At 63.9% G+C, this 18249-nt stretch carries 13 protein-coding genes; 10 read left to right on the forward strand and 3 right to left on the reverse strand.

The features are described 5' to 3' along the window. Positions 1-11: 11 nt before the first annotated feature. Together ACN0X6_RS14375 and ACN0X6_RS14380 are read right to left on the reverse strand one after the other, a co-directional pair. Positions 12-722: a response regulator gene (locus ACN0X6_RS14375; RefSeq protein WP_417704891.1), complete on the reverse strand. Its 711-nt coding sequence runs from the start codon at positions 720-722 to the stop codon at positions 12-14. Continuing rightward, positions 697-4092: an ATP-binding protein gene (locus ACN0X6_RS14380; RefSeq protein WP_417704893.1), complete on the reverse strand. Its 3396-nt coding sequence runs from the start codon at positions 4090-4092 to the stop codon at positions 697-699. The genes ACN0X6_RS14375 and ACN0X6_RS14380 overlap by 26 nt, the downstream gene beginning before the upstream one ends. 357 nt (positions 4093-4449) lie before the next feature. Between ACN0X6_RS14380 and urtA the strand changes: the two genes are divergently transcribed. The 9 genes from urtA (at position 4450) to ACN0X6_RS14425 (ending at position 13818) form a co-directional block, all read left to right on the forward strand. Continuing rightward, on the forward strand, positions 4450-5682 hold the full coding sequence (urtA, locus tag ACN0X6_RS14385) for an urea ABC transporter substrate-binding protein (RefSeq protein ID WP_192980053.1): 1233 nt from the start codon (positions 4450-4452) through the stop codon (positions 5680-5682). Positions 5683-5794: 112 nt separating this feature from the next. Continuing rightward, positions 5795-6712, forward strand: coding sequence for an urea ABC transporter permease subunit UrtB (urtB, locus tag ACN0X6_RS14390; protein ID WP_072423750.1), 918 nt, complete (start codon positions 5795-5797; stop codon positions 6710-6712). 88 nt (positions 6713-6800) lie between these two features. Beyond that, complete coding sequence (gene urtC / locus ACN0X6_RS14395; RefSeq protein WP_417704895.1) at positions 6801-7970, forward strand: urea ABC transporter permease subunit UrtC; 1170 nt, start codon at positions 6801-6803, stop codon at positions 7968-7970. After that, positions 7967-8728, forward strand: coding sequence for an urea ABC transporter ATP-binding protein UrtD (gene urtD, locus ACN0X6_RS14400; protein WP_192980051.1), 762 nt, complete (start codon positions 7967-7969; stop codon positions 8726-8728). The genes urtC and urtD overlap by 4 nt, the downstream gene beginning before the upstream one ends. 107 nt (positions 8729-8835) lie before the next feature. Further along, positions 8836-9525, forward strand: a complete 690-nt coding sequence (gene urtE / locus ACN0X6_RS14405) for an urea ABC transporter ATP-binding subunit UrtE (protein ID WP_160019406.1) — start codon at positions 8836-8838, stop codon at positions 9523-9525. 276 nt (positions 9526-9801) lie between these two features. Further along, positions 9802-11031, forward strand: a complete 1230-nt coding sequence (gene fmdA, locus ACN0X6_RS14410; protein WP_192980050.1) for a formamidase — start codon at positions 9802-9804, stop codon at positions 11029-11031. Between the two features lie 97 nt (positions 11032-11128). After that, entirely contained in the window at positions 11129-11476 is a 348-nt protein-coding gene (locus ACN0X6_RS14415) for an FmdB family zinc ribbon protein (protein ID WP_417704898.1), read from the forward strand. 203 nt (positions 11477-11679) lie between these two features. After that, a complete protein-coding gene (locus ACN0X6_RS14420; protein WP_417704900.1) occupies positions 11680-12720 on the forward strand; it encodes an aliphatic amidase in 1041 nt (346 codons plus the stop codon). A 63-nt stretch (positions 12721-12783) separates the two neighbouring features. Then, entirely contained in the window at positions 12784-13818 is a 1035-nt protein-coding gene (locus ACN0X6_RS14425) for an AAA family ATPase (RefSeq protein ID WP_417704902.1), read from the forward strand. Positions 13819-13898: 80 nt separating this feature from the next. On the opposite strand, the gene ACN0X6_RS14430 is transcribed toward ACN0X6_RS14425, so the two are convergent. Then, positions 13899-15482 carry a peptide chain release factor 3 gene (locus ACN0X6_RS14430; protein ID WP_417704904.1) on the reverse strand — a complete coding sequence of 528 codons (1584 nt, stop codon included), beginning with the start codon at positions 15480-15482 and terminating at the stop codon, positions 13899-13901. Between the two features lie 237 nt (positions 15483-15719). Between ACN0X6_RS14430 and ACN0X6_RS14435 the strand changes: the two genes are divergently transcribed. Then, positions 15720-18248, forward strand: a complete 2529-nt coding sequence (locus ACN0X6_RS14435; RefSeq protein WP_417704906.1) for a PepSY domain-containing protein — start codon at positions 15720-15722, stop codon at positions 18246-18248. The last annotated feature ends 1 nt before the right edge of the window (position 18249 follow it).

The following is an 18249-nucleotide window of genomic DNA, read 5'->3' on the forward strand; positions in this document are numbered from 1 at the left end:
GCAAGCCCGGGCTATGGGCACCTCTCGCCGATCGCCGTCATGGCCACCGAGGCAGCGGCGGTGCGGGTCTCCACGCCGAGCTTCACGTAGACGTGCTCCAGGTGCTTGTTCACCGTGCGCGGACTGAGGCCGAGGATGTCGCCGATGTCGCGGTTGGTCTTGCCGCAGGCTACCCAGCGCAGCACCTGCACTTCGCGCTCGGTGAGCTGAAAGCGCGCCGATAGCCTGGCATACGCCGGGGCGTCGTCGAGGCTGAGGTTGACTGGTCCCGACGCCGCACGTGCAGCCTGCAGAATGCGCGCGGTACGCAAATGCGAGGCGACGCGGGCGAGCACTTCCTCGGGGTTGATCGGCTTGGTCACGTAGTCGATACCGCCGGCCTCGAAGCCCTGTACCACGTGTTCGCTGTCGGTCAGTGCGGTCATGAACAGCACCGGGATGTCGGCGCTGCTCGGCTCGGCCTTGATTCGCCGGCAGGTCTCGAAACCGTCCAGCCCCGGCATCATCGCGTCGAGCAGGACCAGGTCGGGGCGCCGCCGCTGGATGCGGCCCAGCGCGCTTGCACCGTCCAGCGCGACCAGCACCATGTAGCCGGCGTCGTCGAGGGCGTCGGAGAGCAGCGCGAGATTATCCGGTGTGTCGTCGACGATCAGGATGATGCCGCGTTCGGCCTGCTGGGTGGCTGGAGTCCGCGACTCAGGCTGGTGGAGCGGCGCATTCATGTTCGGCCTCCTTCAGTTGGCGGTTGAATTCGTCGAGCTGGAAGCTCTTCACCAGCAGGCGCATGGACGCGGTGAAGCCGGCGCAGGCCGGATCGCGCCGGTCGATATCGTCCAGGCGTTGCTGGATGCCGCGCACGTAACCCAGTGCGCCCAGTTCGCGCAGCGCCTGCAGGTCGTCGGTGCCCGGCAGCGTCATGATCTCGGACGGTGACGATTGCAGCCGGGTGCGGTGCACCCAGGTCAGGCCGAGCTGGTGCTGAATGCGCTCCAGCAACTGCGGGGTGTACACCGGTTTGGCCAGGTAGTCGTCGCAGGCAGCGGCGATGCTGCGCTCGCGGTCGTCGGTGAAGGCGTTGGCGGAGATGACGATGATCGGCGCCTGGCACTGGGTGTTGCGGCGAATCAGGCGGCTGGTTTCCCAGCCGTCCATCTGTGGCATGGACAGGTCCATCAGGATCAACGCCGGATTGTGCAACGCCACCTGACGGATCGCCTCCTGGCCACTGGCGGCCTGGATCACCTCGAAACCCAGCGGTTCGAGCATGCCGGCCAGCACGCGGCGATGCTCGAGGTGATCGTCCACCACCAGGATCAGCCTGCGCTCGCCCTGGTAGCCGGTGATGTCGTGTTCGACGTGCACCACCGCCTGCGGCACCCGTACTTCGGAGAGGAACAGGCGCACCTGAAAGCACGTGCCCTGGCCGGCTTGGCTGTGTACGGAGAGCTCGCCGCCCATCAGCGAAGTGAGCATGCGCGTGATGGTCAGGCCGAGGCCGACACCGTTGTCCTGGCGCATCAGGTCGCCGCGTTCGAAGGGCTGGAAGATCCGCTCGATCTGCTCCGGGGCGATGCCAATTCCAGTGTCGATGATCTCGAAGGTGGCGGTCTCGCGCATGTAGCCGACGCGCAGACGTACTTCGCCGCGCTCGGTAAAGCGCACCGCGTTGCCCAGCAGGTTGATCAGAATCTGCCGCACGCGTTTCTCGTCGCCTCGCACCACGGTGGGCATACGGCCGATGCATTCGAGGCGAAAGTGCAGGCCTTTCTCCGCCGCCTGCGGGGTGAACATGCGCTCGATCTGGTCGATGAACTCCGGAAAGGGTATTTCCGCCAGTTCCAGGTGCAGTTTGCCGGCCTCGATCTTGGCCACGTCGAGCAGGCCATCGATCAAAGACAGCAAGTGCGAGCCACTGCGCAGGATGGTGGCCAGGGCATCCTTGTGCTGGTTCTGCATGGCGGCGTCGCGCTGCAGGATCTGGGTGTAGCCAAGGATGCTGTTGAGTGGTGTACGCAGCTCGTGCGACAGCCCGGTGACGTAGCGGCTCTTCGCCGCATTGGCCGCTTCGGCGGCTTCCTTGGCCTGCTGCAGGGCTTCGTCGGTCTTGCGGTGGGCTTCGATCTCCTGCATCAGCAGCAGGGTCTGACGATCCGATTCCTCCTGTGCCACGCGCCGGCTTTCGCGGGTCAGCACCAGCCACCAGGCGAGCATGGCGGCGAATAACGAGAGCGTCAGGAAGGCCTTGAGGAAAGCCTGGAACAGTGTCTGGCGGACTTCCGGCTCCTGTGTCAGCAGGCTTAGCGACACCTGGCTATAGATCAACGCCAGTGCGCCGAACAGCATCAGTACCAGCAGGCATAGCAGGCCCAGGTATTGCGCCAGACGGCTGTGCAGGCGCGGGATGGAGACGCGCGGGAAGAGCCAGCCGATGAAGTCATCGAGCTGATCACTCAGGCGGGCTCTGGGTTTGCAGCGATCCTCGCAGCGCGCGTCGAGCGAGCAACACAGCGAGCAGATCGGCGCGCCATAGGCGGGGCAGTGTGCAGTGTCTGGTTCTTCGAAACGGTTGTTGCACAGACCGCACTGCACCTGGCCGGCCTCGGTGTGGGGATAAAGCAGGTGCGGCTGGCGTTCGCGGGCAATGTAGTAACGCCCGCCGGTGAGCCAGGCCAACAGCGGTGCCAACAAAAATGCCGAGCACAGCGCGACGGCCGGTGAGGCCGCTTGCGCCAGGGCGCCGAAGAGGCCGCCGTGGGCAAGGACCGAGAGCAAGGAGGCGATCAGCATGGCGCCGACGCCCACCGGGTTGATGTCGTAGAGGTGTGCGCGCTTGAACTCGATGTATTTCGGCGACAGGCCCAGCGGCTTGTTGATCACCAGATCGGCCACCAGCGCGCCGATCCAGGCGATGGCGATATTGGCGTAGAGGCCGAGCACTTCCTCGATTGCCTCGAACACGCCCAGCTCCATCAGCATCAGGGCGATGGCCACGTTGAACACCAGCCATACCACGCGACCAGGATGGCTGTGAGTGATGCGGGCGAAGAAGTTCGACCAGGCCAGCGAACCGGCATAGGCGTTGGTGACGTTGATCTTCACCTGGCTGACGATGACGAACAGCACCATGGCCGCCAGTGCCCATTGCGGCGAGGCGAACACGTAGTTGAAGGCCACCAGGTACATCTGCGTCGGCTCGGCCGCGCGCTCCATGGGGATTTCATGCTGCAGGGCGAGAAAGGCGAGGAAGGCGCCTGCGAGCATCTTCAGCGCGCCGGGGATGATCCAGCCAGGGCCTGCCAGGAGGAGCGCCGTCCACCAGCGCACGCGGTTGGCGCGGGTTTTCTCCGGCAGGAAGCGCAGGTAATCGACCTGCTCGCCGATCTGCGTGATCAGGGCCAGGGCGACGGTGCAGGCAGCGCCGAAGTGCAGCAGGTTGAAGCTGCCGGGGTCGCCCTCACGGCCGGCGAAGCTGGTCCAGTCCGACAGCGCCTCGGGGTTCTTGGCGATGACGAACACGTAGGGCAGCACCAGCAGAAACAGCCACACGGGTTGCGTCCACATCTGCAGACGGTTGATCAGGGTGATGCCGTAGGCCACCAGCGGAATGATGATGATCGAGCAGATCACATAGGCCAGGGCCAACGGGATGTCGAAGTACAGCTCCAGGGCCAGGGCCATGATCGCCGCCTCGAGGGCGAAGAACAGGAAGGTGAAGCTGGCGTAGATCAGCGAGGTGATGGTCGAGCCGATATAGCCGAAACCGGCGCCACGGGTCAGCAGGTCCATGTCCAGGCCGGAGCGGGCGGCGTAGTAGCTGATCGGCAGGCCGGTGAGGAAGATCACCAGGCTGACCGCGAGGATCGCCCACAGGGTGTTGGTGAAGCCGTAGGACAGCGCCAGGGCGCCGCCGATGGCTTCCAGGGCGAGGAACGACACGGCGCCGAGCGCGGTGTTGGCGATGCGCAGTTCCGACCATTTGCGGAACGACCTGGGCGTGAAGCGCAGGGCGTAGTCCTCCATGGTCTCGTCGGCGACCCAGGCGTTGTAGTCGCGGCGAATCTTGATGATGCGCTGGGTGCCGGTTGGCTGCACGGGCGAAGTCCTGCTGGCGTTATCGGATAAGACCGTCCCTGTCGCGCGTCCCTGTAGGAGCCGGCTTGCCGGCGATGTGCCCTGATCAGACGATGCTGATCGCCCGCAAGCGGGCTCCTACAGGGAGGATGTCAGCAACTTCCATGCCCTGGCTCGGCGAGGCCTCCGCCGCGCGCGCGGGCTTCTGTCTGCCTGGTTTTTCTGCGCTGAGCTTGCACCAGACTGGCGCAGGGCGCTGTACGTCAGATGACGTATGCCCTTACGTCATGCTGCGTATACCCCGCTCGGTGGGGCAAACGCATCCTTGCTGCGAAGCCGGCGTGGTTCGGCACGAATAACCAGCACAGGAGCACGACCATGGACTCTCAACCGATTCGACTTCTTCCACGCCGGCTGGCGGTGGGGGCGGCAGCGCTCTCGCTGCTGGCCGCCAGCCTGTTCAGCCATGTGGCCAGCGCCGAGGTGAATACCACCGGCCTGGCGGTGACCGACAGCGAGGTCACGGTTGGCATTCTGCATTCGGCCACCGGCACCATGGCCATTTCCGAAACCGGTTCGATTCAGGCCGAGCGTCTGGCCATCGAGCAGATCAACGCCAGCGGCGGCGTGCTCGGCCGGCAGATCAAGGTCGTTCAGGAAGATGGGGCTTCCGACTGGCCAACCTTCGCCGAGAAGGCGCGCAAGCTGCTGGTCGGCGACAAGGTCGCTACCGTGTTCGGCTGCTGGACTTCGGCTTCGCGCAAGGCGGTGCTGCCAGTGTTCGAGAAGGAAAACGGCCTGCTCTACTACCCAACCTTCTACGAAGGCCTGGAGCAGTCGAAGAACGTCATCTACACCGGCCAGGAAGCCACTCAGCAGATCCTCGCGGGCCTGGACTGGGTCGCCAAGGAGAAGGGCGCGAAGACTTTCTACCTGCTGGGCTCGGACTACATCTGGCCGCGCACCTCGATGAAGATCGCGCGCAAGCACATCGAGAACGTGCTCGGCGGCAAGGTGGTCGGCGAAGAGTACTACCCGCTGGGCAATACCCAGTTCGGCTCGCTGATCAACAAGATCAAGCTGCGTAAGCCTGACGTGGTGTTCGCCGCCGTGGTCGGTGGCTCCAACGTCGCCTTCTACAAGCAGATGAAGGCCGCCGGCGTCACCGCCGACAAGCAGACCCTGCTGACCCTGTCGGTCACCGAAGACGAGTTGCTGGGTATCGGCGGCGAGAACATGGCCGGCTTCTACGCCTCGATGAAGTACTTCCAGAGCCTGGACAACCCGAACAACAGCGCCTTCGTCGAAGCCTTCAAGGCCAAGTACGGCAAGGACGCGGTGATCGGTGACGTGACCCAGGCCGCCTACCTCGGCCCGTGGCTGTGGAAAGCCGCCGTGGAGAAGGCTGGCAGCTTCGACATCGACAAGGTGGTCGCCGCTTCCCCGGGCATCGAGCTGGACACCGCGCCGGAAGGCTACGTCAAGGTGCACGACAACCATCACCTGTGGAGCAAGACCCGCATCGGTGAAGTGCAGAAAGACGGTCAATTCAAGGTGGTGTTCGAGTCCGACCTGATCGAACCGAACCCCTTCCCGGAAGGCTACCAGTAACACTTCTCTCCTCGTAGGAGCCCGCTTGCGGGCGATCCATGGCGCCTCACGGGCCGATCGCCGGCAAGCCGGCTCCTACCGGCTTATCTCTTTTCTTCTGGAGACCATCGACATGGAATGGCTATCGGAATTCGGCGCCATCGCAGCCATGCAGGGGTTCAACGGCTTGTCCGTGTTCTGCGTGCTGCTGCTGATGGCTCTGGGGCTGGCGATCATCTTCGGGCAGATGGGCGTGATCAACATGGCGCATGGCGAGTTTCTCACCATCGGCGCCTACACCACCTTCGTGGTGTCTTCACTGACGTCCAGCTACGCACCGGCCTTCGGGCCTTACTATTTCTTCTTCGCGATCATCCTCTCGTTCTTCATCGCCGGCGCCATCGGCTGGCTGGTGGAATGGGCGATGATCAGCAAGCTCTACCAGCGTCCGCTGGACACCTTGCTGGCTACCTGGGGCCTGTCCCTGGTGATGCAGCAGGGCTTTCGTTCGATCTTCGGCGCGCGTGAAGTCAGCGCCACGCTTCCGGACTGGCTGATGGGCTCGTGGAACCCGACCGAGGCCATCGATATTCCGCGCAACGGCCTGTTCGTCATGGGCCTGACCCTGCTGCTCACCGCCTTGCTGTTTCTGATGATCTACCGCTCGCGCTGGGGTCTGCAGGTGCGCGCCACCATGCAGAATCGGGTGATGGCGCGTTCCGTGGGCATCAACACCAAGCGCGTCGACCGCATGACCTTCGCCCTAGGCTGTGGCGTGGCCGGCGTTGCAGGCGCTGCTTTCACCACCATCGGCTCGACTGGGCCTACGGCAGGTTCGCTGTACATCGTCGATACCTTCCTGGTGGTGGTCTTCGGCGGCGCCTCCAGCTTGCTCGGCACCATCGCCTCGGCCTTCAGCATCGCCCAGGCGCAATCGCTGCTGGAGTTCTTCACCAGCGGTTCGATGGCCAAGGTGTTCACCCTTTCCGCCGTGGTGCTGATCCTGATGCTGCGCCCGCAGGGGCTGTTCTCGGCCAAGGTGCGCAAATGAAACGTAGGAGCCCGCTTGCGGGCGATTGCAAACCTATTCATCGCCCGCAAGCGGGCTCCTACAGGATCGTTGAATTGAGGGCACGAGCATGAATCCGACACTCGACAAACTGCTCGGCGGCAAGCAGGGCGCCATCGGCCTGGCGCTGCTCGCCGCGCTGATCCTGGTGGTATTCCCGCTGGCGCTGGATGCCTTCCGCCTGAACATGGTGGGCAAATACCTGACCTATGCCTTCGTTGCCGTTGGCCTGGTGCTGTGCTGGGGCTATGGCGGCATCCTGAGCCTGGGCCAGGGCATCTTTTTCGGCCTGGGTGGCTACTGCATGGCGATGTTCCTCAAGCTCGAGGCATCCGACCCGGAGAGCACCAAGATCCAGTCCACACCCGGCATCCCGGACTTCATGGACTGGAACCAGATCACCGAACTGCCGCTGTTCTGGGAACCCTTCCACAGCCTGAGCTTCACCCTGATCGCCGTGGTAGTGGTGCCGGTGTTGCTGGCGTTGGTGATCGGTATTGCGATGTTCAAGCGCCGCGTCGGCGACGTGTACTTTTCCATCGTCACCCAGGCCATCGCGCTGATTCTCACCGTGCTGATCATCGGCCAACAAGGGCTGACCGGTGGGGTCAACGGCATCACCGACCTGCGCACGCTCAAGGGCTGGGACATCCGCAGCGACGAGGCCAAGCTGGTCCTCTACTTCGTCAGTGCGGCGCTGTTGATCGGCTGCATTCTCATCGCGCGTTTCATCATCGCCTCCAAGCTGGGCCGTCTGCTCCTGGCGATGCGCGACAAGGAAGAGCGGGTGCGTTTTTCCGGTTACGACGTGGCCAGCTTCAAGATCTTCGTGTTCTGCGTCGGTGCGGCGTTCGCCGGTATCGGCGGGGCGATGTTCACCCTGCAGGTGGGCTTCATGTCACCGAGCTTCGTCGGCATCGTGCCGTCGATCGAGATGGTCATCTTCGCTGCGGTCGGTGGGCGCCTGTCACTGCTCGGTGCGGTGTACGGCGCGTTGCTGGTCAATTTCGGCAAGACCTACTTTTCCGAGAGTTTCCCCGAGCTGTGGCTGTACCTGATGGGCGGCCTGTTCATCGTCGTGGTCATGTACTTCCCCAATGGACTGGCCGGCCTGTGGGACAGCCACGGCAAACGCTGGCTGGCACGCCTGCGGCGCAAACCGCAGGTTCTCGTTACACCGCCGCCTGCCGTCATCGCCACCCGCAAGCGCCCAACCCCTGAACTGGAGACCACGCCATGAACAGCCCCGCAGGCTTTCAGGCCGCCAAGCCGGTACTGGCCATCGAAGGGCTGACCGTGTCCTTCGACGGTTTCAAGGCGGTCAACGACCTCAACCTCTATGTCGACCGCAATGAAGTGCATGTGGTGATCGGCCCCAACGGGGCCGGCAAGACCACGGTGCTCGACCTGATCTGCGGCAAGACCCGCGCCACTGCCGGCAGCATCGATTTCGACGGCCGTGAGCTGACCAGGATGCGCGAGTACGACATCGTTCGCGCTGGCGTCGGGCGCAAGTTCCAGAACCCGTCGATCTACGAAAACCTGACGGTGTTCGAGAACCTGGAAATGTCCTACCCGGCCGGGCGCAAGGTGTTCGGCGCGCTGTTCTTCAAGCGCACGCAAGAGGTGATCGAGCGGGTCGAACAGGTGGCGCAGGAAATCATGCTCGGCGATCACCTGCACCGTCAGGCCGACCTGCTCTCGCACGGGCAGAAACAGTGGCTGGAGATCGGCATGCTGTTGATGCAGGACCCGCAGTTATTGATGCTCGACGAGCCCGTGGCCGGCATGAGTGTCAGCGAGCGAGTGGCTACGGCCGATCTGCTCAATCGCATCAGTCAGGGCCGTTCGGTGTTGGTCATCGAGCACGACATGGAGTTCGTCAAGAGCATCGCCCACCGCGTCACGGTGCTGCACCAGGGCAAGGTGCTGGCCGAGGGCAGCATGGAGGCGGTGCAGAGCAATCCCAAGGTCATCGAGGTGTATCTGGGGCATTGATCCCGGATGCCGAGGCTTCAACCGGACGTAGGGTGCGCCGTGCGCACCAAGCGACCGAGCCGCGTAGCCCGGATGAAATCCGGGACGTGTTTAGCAAGGAGTCATCTATGTTCCAGATCAGCAACCTCGCTTCCGGCTACGGCCAGAGCCAGATCCTCCACGAGCTCAACCTCGACGTGGCGAAGAAGGAAATCGTCGCGGTGATGGGCCGCAACGGCATGGGCAAGACCACCTTGTTCAAGAGCCTGATGGGCATCCTGCCGCAGTGGGGCGGGCAGATTCGCGTGGACGGCAAGGACGTGTCGAAACTGGAAACCCATCAGCGGGTGGAAAGCGGCATCGCCTACGTGCCGCAGGGGCGGATGATCTTCTCGCACATGACCGTGCTGGAAAACATCCAGACCGGCCTGCCGGCTTCGGCCGGTGGCAAGGTGCCGGACGATCTCTATGCGCTGTTCCCGGTACTGCTCGAGATGCGCCACCGCAAGGGCGGCAACCTCTCCGGTGGCCAGCAGCAACAGCTGGCCATCGCCCGCGCGCTGGCCACCAACCCCAAGGTGCTGCTGCTCGACGAGCCGACCGAGGGCATCCAGCCGTCGATCATCAAGGATATCGCCCGCAGCCTGAAGGAGATCCGCAACATGCGCGATCTGACCATCGTGGTATCCGAGCAGGTGCTGTCGTTCACCATGGAAATCGCCGACCGCTTCCTGGTCATCGAGAAGGGCAAGTTCGTCGTCGAGGAAACCCGCGACAAAGTCGACGAGGCGAGCATCAGCCGTTATCTGTCGGTGTGACGCAATCTGTAGGAGCCCGCTTGCGGGCGATGCTGTCGCTTGCAATCAATCGCCGGCAAGCCGGCTCCTACAGGTACAAATTCCCGCTTTACGGCCGGTGTGTTCTCCATGCACCGGCCGCTTTTTCGCGCCTGCGAAAAATGCCTGCAGGCCGCATGAACCCTGCAATGCGGGCATACGTCATCCAACGTATTGGCCGATTTCACCGCGCGTTCGAGACTGGCTGCGTATCCCGGCACAGGCCGGCATTCCTCACAGGTCTTATGGAGCTCAGTCATGACCGATACCCTGATCAAGGTCGACCTCAACCAGGCTGCTACCGAAAACGAACAGGTGCACAACCGCTGGCACCCGGACATTCCCATGGCCTGCTGGGTCAACCCGGGGGATGACTTCATTCTCGAGACCTACGACTGGACCGGCGGTGCGATCAAGAACGACGACGACGCCAGCGATGTGCGTGACGTCGACCTGTCCACCGTGCATTACCTGTCCGGGCCGGTGGGCGTGAAGGGCGCTCAGCCAGGTGACCTGCTGATCGTCGAGCTGCTCGATATCGGCGCCAAGCAGGACATGCTCTGGGGCTTCAACGGCTTCTTCTCGAAGAACAACGGCGGCGGCTTTCTCACCGACCATTTTCCGTCCGCGCAGAAGTCGATCTGGGACTTCGAGGGTATGTTCACCAAGAGCCGGCATATTCCCGGTGTGCGTTTCGCCGGCCTGATCCACCCAGGGCTGATCGGCTGCCTGCCGGATCACAAGATGCTCGCCGACTGGAACAAGCGTGAGCAGGCGCTGATCGATACCAACCCGACTCGCGTACCGCCGCTGGCCAACCCGCCGTTCGCCAGCACTGCGCATATGGGCAAGATGAAGGGCGAGGCGCGCGACCTGGCAGCCGCTACCGGCGCACGCACCGTGCCGCCGCGTGAGCACGGCGGCAACTGTGACATCAAGGATCTGTCGCGCGGCTCGAAGATCTTCTTCCCGGTCTATGTCGACGGCGCCGGCCTGTCGGTGGGCGACCTGCACTTCAGCCAGGGTGATGGCGAGATCACCTTCTGCGGCGCCATCGAGATGGCCGGCTGGGTGCACATGAAGGTCGAGCTGATCAAGGGCGGCATGGCCAAGTACGGCATCAAGAACCCGATCTTCAAGCCCAGCCCGATCGTGCCCACCTACAACAACTACCTGATCTTCGAGGGTATCTCGGTCGACGACGACGGCAAGCAGCACTACCTGGACGTCAACCTGGCCTACAAGCAGGCCTGCCTCAACGCCATCAACTACCTGACCAAGTTCGGCTACTCGCCGGCCCAGGGCTACTCGCTGCTCGGCTCGGCGCCGGTACAGGGGCATATCAGCGGCGTGGTCGACATCCCCAACGCCTGCGCCACGCTGTGGCTGCCGACCGATATCTTCGAGTTCGACATCAACCCCAGCGCCAGCGGCCCGACCAGGTTCCTCGACGGCAGCATCGACCTACCCATCGCCTACGACAAGTGAGCGTACCCGCCTGTGGGAGGGGCTTCAGCCGCGACAATCGCCGCTAAAGCGCCTCCCACAATGCGCCGTCGTCCTATCTTCCCCGAGGAGCGCTCCGATGCCCATCTACGAATACGACTGCCCGAGCTGTGGCGATTTCACCGTGCTGCGGCCGATGGCCGAGCGCGACGCCGCCTGCGCCTGCCCTTACTGCGACGCGCCGAGCGAGCGGGTGATCCTCAGTGCCCCGGGTCTGGCCAGCATGGCCGGCAGCCAGCGCCGCGCCCATGAAACCAACGAGCGCAGCGCCCATGCGCCGCAGAGCCTCGAAGAGTACAAGGCCAACCGCAAGCACCCGGCCGGCTGCAGTTGCTGCGGCCCGAACAAACCGGTCGAGCGGACCAAGGCCAACCCCCACGGACTCAAGGCCAGTCCATCGGCACGGCCGTGGATGATCAGCCACTGAGGCTGTTTATTGGGTCCCCGCCTGCGCGGGGATGACGTGGGTTTTCACCGTCATTCCCGCGAAGGCGGGAATCCAGTTCGCAGAACGTTCCGTAGGAGCGGCTGGGCGGCATTGCGCTTCAGCCGCGATAACCGGCGACCCAGAGAGAATTTCGCGGCTGAAGCCGCTCCCACAAACCGCAGTCAACCGGAGGATATACAGCCATGCGCCACGGCGATATTTCCAGCAGCCCTGATACCGTCGGCGTCGCCGTCGTCAATTACAAGATGCCGCGCCTGCATACCAAGGCCGAGGTGCTCGACAACGCGCGCAAGATCGCCGAAATGATCAAAGGCATGAAGCTCGGCCTGCCCGGCATGGATCTGGTGGTGTTCCCTGAGTACAGCACCATGGGCATCATGTACGACAAGGACGAGATGATGGCCACCGCCGCGACCATCCCCGGTGAGGAAACGGCTATCTTCTCCGCCGCCTGCCGCGAGGCCAGGACCTGGGGCATCTTCTCGCTTACCGGCGAGCGTCACGAAGAGCACCCGCACAAGGCACCGTATAACACCCTCATCCTGATCAACGACCAGGGCGAGATCGTCCAGCGTTACCGCAAATGCATTCCCTGGTGTCCCATCGAGGGCTGGTATCCAGGCGACCGCACTTACGTCTCCGAAGGCCCCAAGGGCATGAAGATCAGCCTGATCATCTGCGACGACGGCAACTACCCGGAAATCTGGCGTGACTGCGCGATGAAGGGCGCCGAACTGATCGTGCGTTGCCAGGGCTACATGTACCCGGCCAAGGACCAGCAGGTGTTGATGGCCAAGACCATGGCCTGGGCCAACAACTGCTACGTGGCGGTGGCCAACGCCACCGGCTTCGACGGCGTGTACAGCTACTTCGGCCACTCGGCGCTGATCGGCTTCGACGGCCGGACGTTGGGCGAATGCGGTGAAGAGGAAATGGGCATCCAGTACGCCCAGCTGTCGGTGTCGCAGATCCGTGATGCGCGGGCCAACGACCAGTCGCAGAACCATCTGTTCAAGCTGCTGCACCGTGGCTACACCGGCGTCTACAACTCCGGTGATGGCGACAAGGGCGTGGCCGATTGCCCCTTCGAGTTCTACCGCACCTGGGTGCTGGACGCGCAGAAGGCCCAGGAGGACGTGGAGAAGCTGACCCGCTCGAGCATCGGCGTGGCCGACTGCCCCGTGGGTGAGTTGCCGCACTCCGGCAAGGAGCGGGCGGTGTAGGGTGCGCCGTGCGCACCGTGAGAACCATTGGTGCGCACGGCGCACCCTACCGGTGATCGTCCCATGCCTTTCGTAAACGACCTTATTGAACACAATCGCCACCGACTGGACGAAGTCTCCGTCGCACGATTGCAATCACGTTTCCTCTTTGAACCCGCTGCCGTGATGGCCCTGCTACGTTCGCGCATCGTCGGCCAGGACGCGGTGCTGGCGCAGGTCGAGGCCATGCTCAAGGTGGTCAAGGCCGATATCGGCGAGCGCGAGCGGCCACTGGCGGTGAACCTGTTCATGGGTCCGACCGGCGTCGGCAAGACCGAGATCGTGCGCCTGCTGGCGCAGGCCATTCATGGCCGCGTCGATGCCTTGTGCCGGATCGACATGCACACCCTGGCCCAGGAGCACTACGCCGCCGCCCTGACCGGTGCGCCGCCTGGTTACGTCGGCAGCAAGGAGGGCACCACGCTGTTCGATGCCGAAGCCATTGCCGGCAGTTTCGGGCGGCCCGGTATCGTGCTGTTCGACGAACTGGAGAAGGCCAGTGCCGAAGTGCTGCGGAGCCTGCTCGGCATTCTCGAACATGGCCGTCTGACCCTGACCGCCGGCAGTCGCACCCTGGATTTTCGCAACAGCCTGATCTTCATGACCAGCAACATCGGCGCGCACCAGGCGCAGCGCTACCGTGAGCGCTTCACGCGTGGCTGGCGACGTTGGCTGGGGCTGGCGCCGAGAGGCGAGGCCGCATTGCTGGAGCAGAGGCTGCATGAGCGCTTCGAGCCGGAATGGCTCAATCGTATCGACCGCATTCTGGTGTTCGAACATGTCGACGAGCAGTGGCTCGATGCCTTGCTGAACATCGAGCTGGACAAGCTCAATCAGCGCCTGGGTCGTCAGGGTCGCTCGCTACACGTGGAGCGGAGTGCCCGCGCCTGGCTCTGTCGCGAGCATGACATCCGCTTCGGTGCCAGGGCTCTGGCACGGCGCATACGCACCGAGCTGGAGCCGGCAATCGCCGAATACCTGCTGGCTGATCCCGCGACGACACGGCTGCTCTGTACCTGCGAGCACGGTAGTTTGTTGGTCAGCGAGTGCTCTTCGTAGGAGCCGGCTTGCCGGCGATCAGGGTCAAGCGTGATTCAGAAGCTGATCGCCCGCAAGCGGGCTCCTACAGGTTTGAGCCTTTAGTGATGCTCGCGCGTGGCGCGGAATTTGACCTCCGGCCAGCGCTCTTCCATCAGGCTGAGGTTGACGCGGGTCGGGGCCAGGTAGGTGAGGTGGCCGCCGCCGTCAACGGCGAGGTTCTCATGGGCCTTGTCCTTGAATTCCTTGAGCTTCTTCTCGTCGCTGCACTCGATCCAGCGGGCCGACCAGACGTTGATCGCCTCGTAGGCGCACTCGACCTTGTATTCCTCCTTCAGGCGGCTGGCGACCACGTCGAACTGCAGCACACCGACCGCACCGAGGATGATGTCGTTGTTGCGCTCGGGGAAGAACACCTGGGTGGCGCCTTCCTCGGCCAACTCCTGCAGGCCCTGGCGCAGCTGCTTGGATTTCAGCGGGTCCTTCAGGCGCACGCGGCGGAACAGTTCCGGGGCGAAGTGCGGGATGCCGGTGAAACCCAGGTTTTCGCCTTCGGTGAAGGTGTCGCCGATCTGGATGGTGCCGTGGTTGTGCAGGCCGATGATGTCGCCGGCGTAGGCCTCTTCCAGGTGCTCGCGCTCGCTGGAGAAGAAGGTCAGGGCATCGCCGACGCGCACGTCCTTGCCCAGGCGCGCGTGGCGCATCTTCATACCCTGTGTGTACTTGCCCGAGCAGATGCGCATGAAGGCGATGCGGTCGCGGTGTTTCGGGTCCATGTTCGCCTGGATCTTGAACACGAAGCCTGTGAACTTCTCCTCGGTCGGCTCCACAGTGCGCTCGTTGGCCGCGCGTGGCAGTGGGCGCGGCGCCCAGTCGACCACGGCGTCGAGCACATGGTCTACGCCGAAGTTGCCCAGTGCGGTGCCGAAGAATACCGGGGTCATCGTGCCTTTGAGGAAGGCTTCAGGTTCGAACTCATGGCAGGCGCCTTGCACCAGTTCCAGCTCTTCGACGAAGCGCTCGTACATGTCGCCGAGGTGGTTGCGAGCTTCGTCGGAATCCAGCTTCTCGATGATCTTGACTGCAGTGCGCTCGTGGCCATGACCCGGGGTGTAGACGATGATGTAGTCGCCGGTCAGGTGGTAGACACCCTTGAAGTCCTTGTAGCAGCCTATCGGCCAGGTGATCGGCGCTGCCTTGATGTTGAGCACCGCCTCGATCTCGTCGAGCAGTTCGATGGGGTCGCGGATGTCGCGGTCGAGCTTGTTGATGAAGCTGACGATGGGCGTATCGCGCAGGCGGCACACGTCCATCAGGGCGATGGTACGTGGCTCGACGCCCTTACCGCCGTCGAGCACCATCAGCGCGCTGTCCACTGCTGTCAGGGTGCGGTAGGTGTCTTCGGAGAAGTCTTCGTGGCCGGGGGTGTCGAGCAGGTTGATCATGTGCTCGCGGTAGGGGAACTGCATCACCGAGGTGGTGATGGAGATGCCGCGCTGCTTCTCCATCTCCATCCAGTCGGAAGTGGCATGGCGGTCGGATTTACGCGACTTCACGGTGCCCGCGACCTCGATGGCCTTGCCCATCAGCAGCAGCTTCTCGGTGATGGTGGTCTTACCGGCGTCAGGGTGGGAAATGATGGCGAAGGTACGGCGCTTGGCGACTTCTGCGGCCTGGGTGGTCATGAATACGTGCCTGGATGGAGTCGTTGAGGGTGCCTTGGCACCCGTAAAACGCGTGATTATACCGATAACTGCGAGCTCTGGCGGAGGCACGACTATCGGCTTTCAAGTGCGCCGGCAGGCGACGCGACTCGGCCAGTTTGCGGATGCGTAAATAACGCGTAAATGAATGGTTATGAAAATTATTCCCATATAGAGTGGCCGCCCGTCGCAGTGGGTCAGGGCAAGGGTGGCTCCGTCGTGTTCAAGAAAATCATCTTCCAGTTGCACTGGTTCTTCGGCATCAGCGCCGGCCTGGTGCTGGTCATCATGGGCATCACCGGTGCTCTCTACAGCTTCGAGGGCGAGATAACCCGGGCGCTCAACGCCGAGCGCTGGCAGATCCAGCCCAGCGCACAGGGGCATCTCCCGCCCGGCGAGCTGGCGGCGAAGATCGAGGCCGCTACCGCTGATCGCGTCACCGGGTTGTGGGTCGATAGTCGCCATGACGGGCCGGGCACCGCTTTTCTTGTACCTCCGCCGGGCGAGCGGCGTGGGCCGCGCATCGTGTTCGACCCCTACACTGGTGAAGTCCTGGCCGAGCCCGTTGGCCAGGACTTCTTCCACCTGATGCTGATGCTGCACCGCTTCCTGTCCATGGGCGAAGTGGGCAAGCAGATAACCGCTGCCAGTACGATTGCGCTGATCTTCTTCTGCCTGTCAGGCCTGTACCTGCGCTGGCCGCGCCAGGCCCTGAGCTGGCGCACCTGGCTGACTCTGGACTGGAGGAAGAAAGGTCGCAGCTTCAACTGGGACCTGCACGCCGTTGTGGGCACCTGGGCGCTGCTGTTCTACCTCTGCGCCGGGCTCACCGGTCTCTACTGGTCCTATGACTGGTACCGCGAAGGGCTGACGCGCATGCTTTCCGATACCCCGGCCGAGCAACGCAGCGAGCGTGGCCGTGGCGGCCGCCAGGCGCCCAGCGGCCCCGCGCCGGAAGTCGACTACGACGCGGTGTGGCAGAGCATCCAGCAGACTGCCGGACCCAAGCTGGTGGCCTGGAACCTGCGCCTGCCGCCGGTGGCCGGGCAGCCGGCGACGGTTTTCTACATGCTCGATGGCGCCGAGCATGTGCGTGCCTTCAACCAGTTCCAGATCGATCCGAAAAGCGGTGAAGTCAGCCGCCATGAACGCTACGCCGACAAGAGCTTCAAGGCGCAGCTGCTGGCCAGCATCTACGCGCTGCACGTCGGCGAGTACTTCGGCATGCCGGGGCGCATTCTGATGATGCTGGCCACCGGGGCCATGCCGCTGTTCTTCATTACCGGTTGGCTGCTGTATCTGGATCGCCGGCGCAAGAAGCGCGCGGCGCTGGCGGCACGCGCTGCGTTGAAGGGCGACGATGCCGGTGACGGTTGGTTGGTCGGCTTCGCCAGCCAGAGCGGCTTCGCCGAGCAGTTGGCCTGGCAGAGCGCCGGGCAGTTGCAGGCCGCCGGCATTGCGGTGCGGGTCGAGCCGCTGTCGCGCGTCGATGCCGACAGCCTGCGCCATGCGCAGAAGGCGCTGTTCGTGGTCAGCACCTTTGGCGACGGCGAGGCGCCGGATGCCGCGCAGGGCTTCGAGCGCAAGGTGCTGGGTGGCTCGCTGCCACTCGAACAATTGAGCTATGCCGTGCTCGCGCTGGGTGACCGGCAGTATCAGCACTTCTGCGGCTTTGCCCGGCGTATCAACGACTGGCTGGGCTTGCAGGGCGCGCAGCGGCTGTTCGACAGCATCGAAGTCGATGGCGCTGACCAGGCCGCGCTGCAGCGCTGGCAGCAGCAGTTGAGCGAGCTGACCGGCGCCGCGCCGATTCGCTTCGAACAACTGCCCTGGCAGAACTGGACGCTGGCCGAACGGCGCCTGCTCAACCCGTGCAGCCAGGGCGCACCGGTGTTCTTCATTGGCCTGACGCCGCCGGCGCAGAGCACCTGGCAGGCCGGCGACATCCTGGAAATTCGCCCACGGCATGCGCCTGCGCGGGTGCAGGCCTGGCTGCAGCACTCCGGTTTCGACGGCCTCGAGCCGGTGACGCTCGATGGGCAGACGACGAGCCTGGGTGAAGCCCTGGCGCAACGGCAGTTGCCGGACAGCTTCGCTCACCTGGTTGGCCTGCATGCCCAGGCGTTGATCGATGCGCTGGTGCCGCTGGGTACGCGTGAATACTCCATTGCCTCGGTGGTGGCCGATGGCGTGCTGCAGTTGATCGTGCGTCAGGCCATGCAGGACGACGGCAGCCTCGGCCTGGGGTCTGGCTGGCTGACCGAGCATCTGCCGGAGGGCGGCCAGGTGCTGGCGCGGGTACGGCGCAACAGCGGCTTCCACCTGCCGGACGACGATCGTCCGCTGATCCTGATCGGCAATGGCACCGGCCTGGCCGGGCTGCGTGCGCTGCTGCGGGCTCGTACTCTGGAAGGGCAGGCACGCAACTGGTTGCTGTTCGGCGAGCGTAACCGCGCCTGCGACTTCTTCTGTGGCAACGAGCTGCAGACGGCGCTGGCCGCCGGCGAGCTGCAGCATCTGGATCTGGTGTTCTCCCGCGATCAGGCGCACAAGCGCTACGTGCAGGATCTGTTGCGCGAGCAGCACGAGCGCCTGCGTGCCTGGCTGGACGAAGGGGCTGCCCTTTACATATGCGGCAGCCTGCAGGGCATGGCCGGCGGTGTGGATGCGGCGTTGCGCGACCTGCTCGGCGACGAGGCGGTGCAGGCGCTGATCGAGGAGGGTCGCTATCGTCGTGACGTGTATTGAC

The organism is Pseudomonas sp., from assembly GCF_048269965.1.
GTDB lineage: Bacteria > Pseudomonadota > Gammaproteobacteria > Pseudomonadales > Pseudomonadaceae > Aquipseudomonas.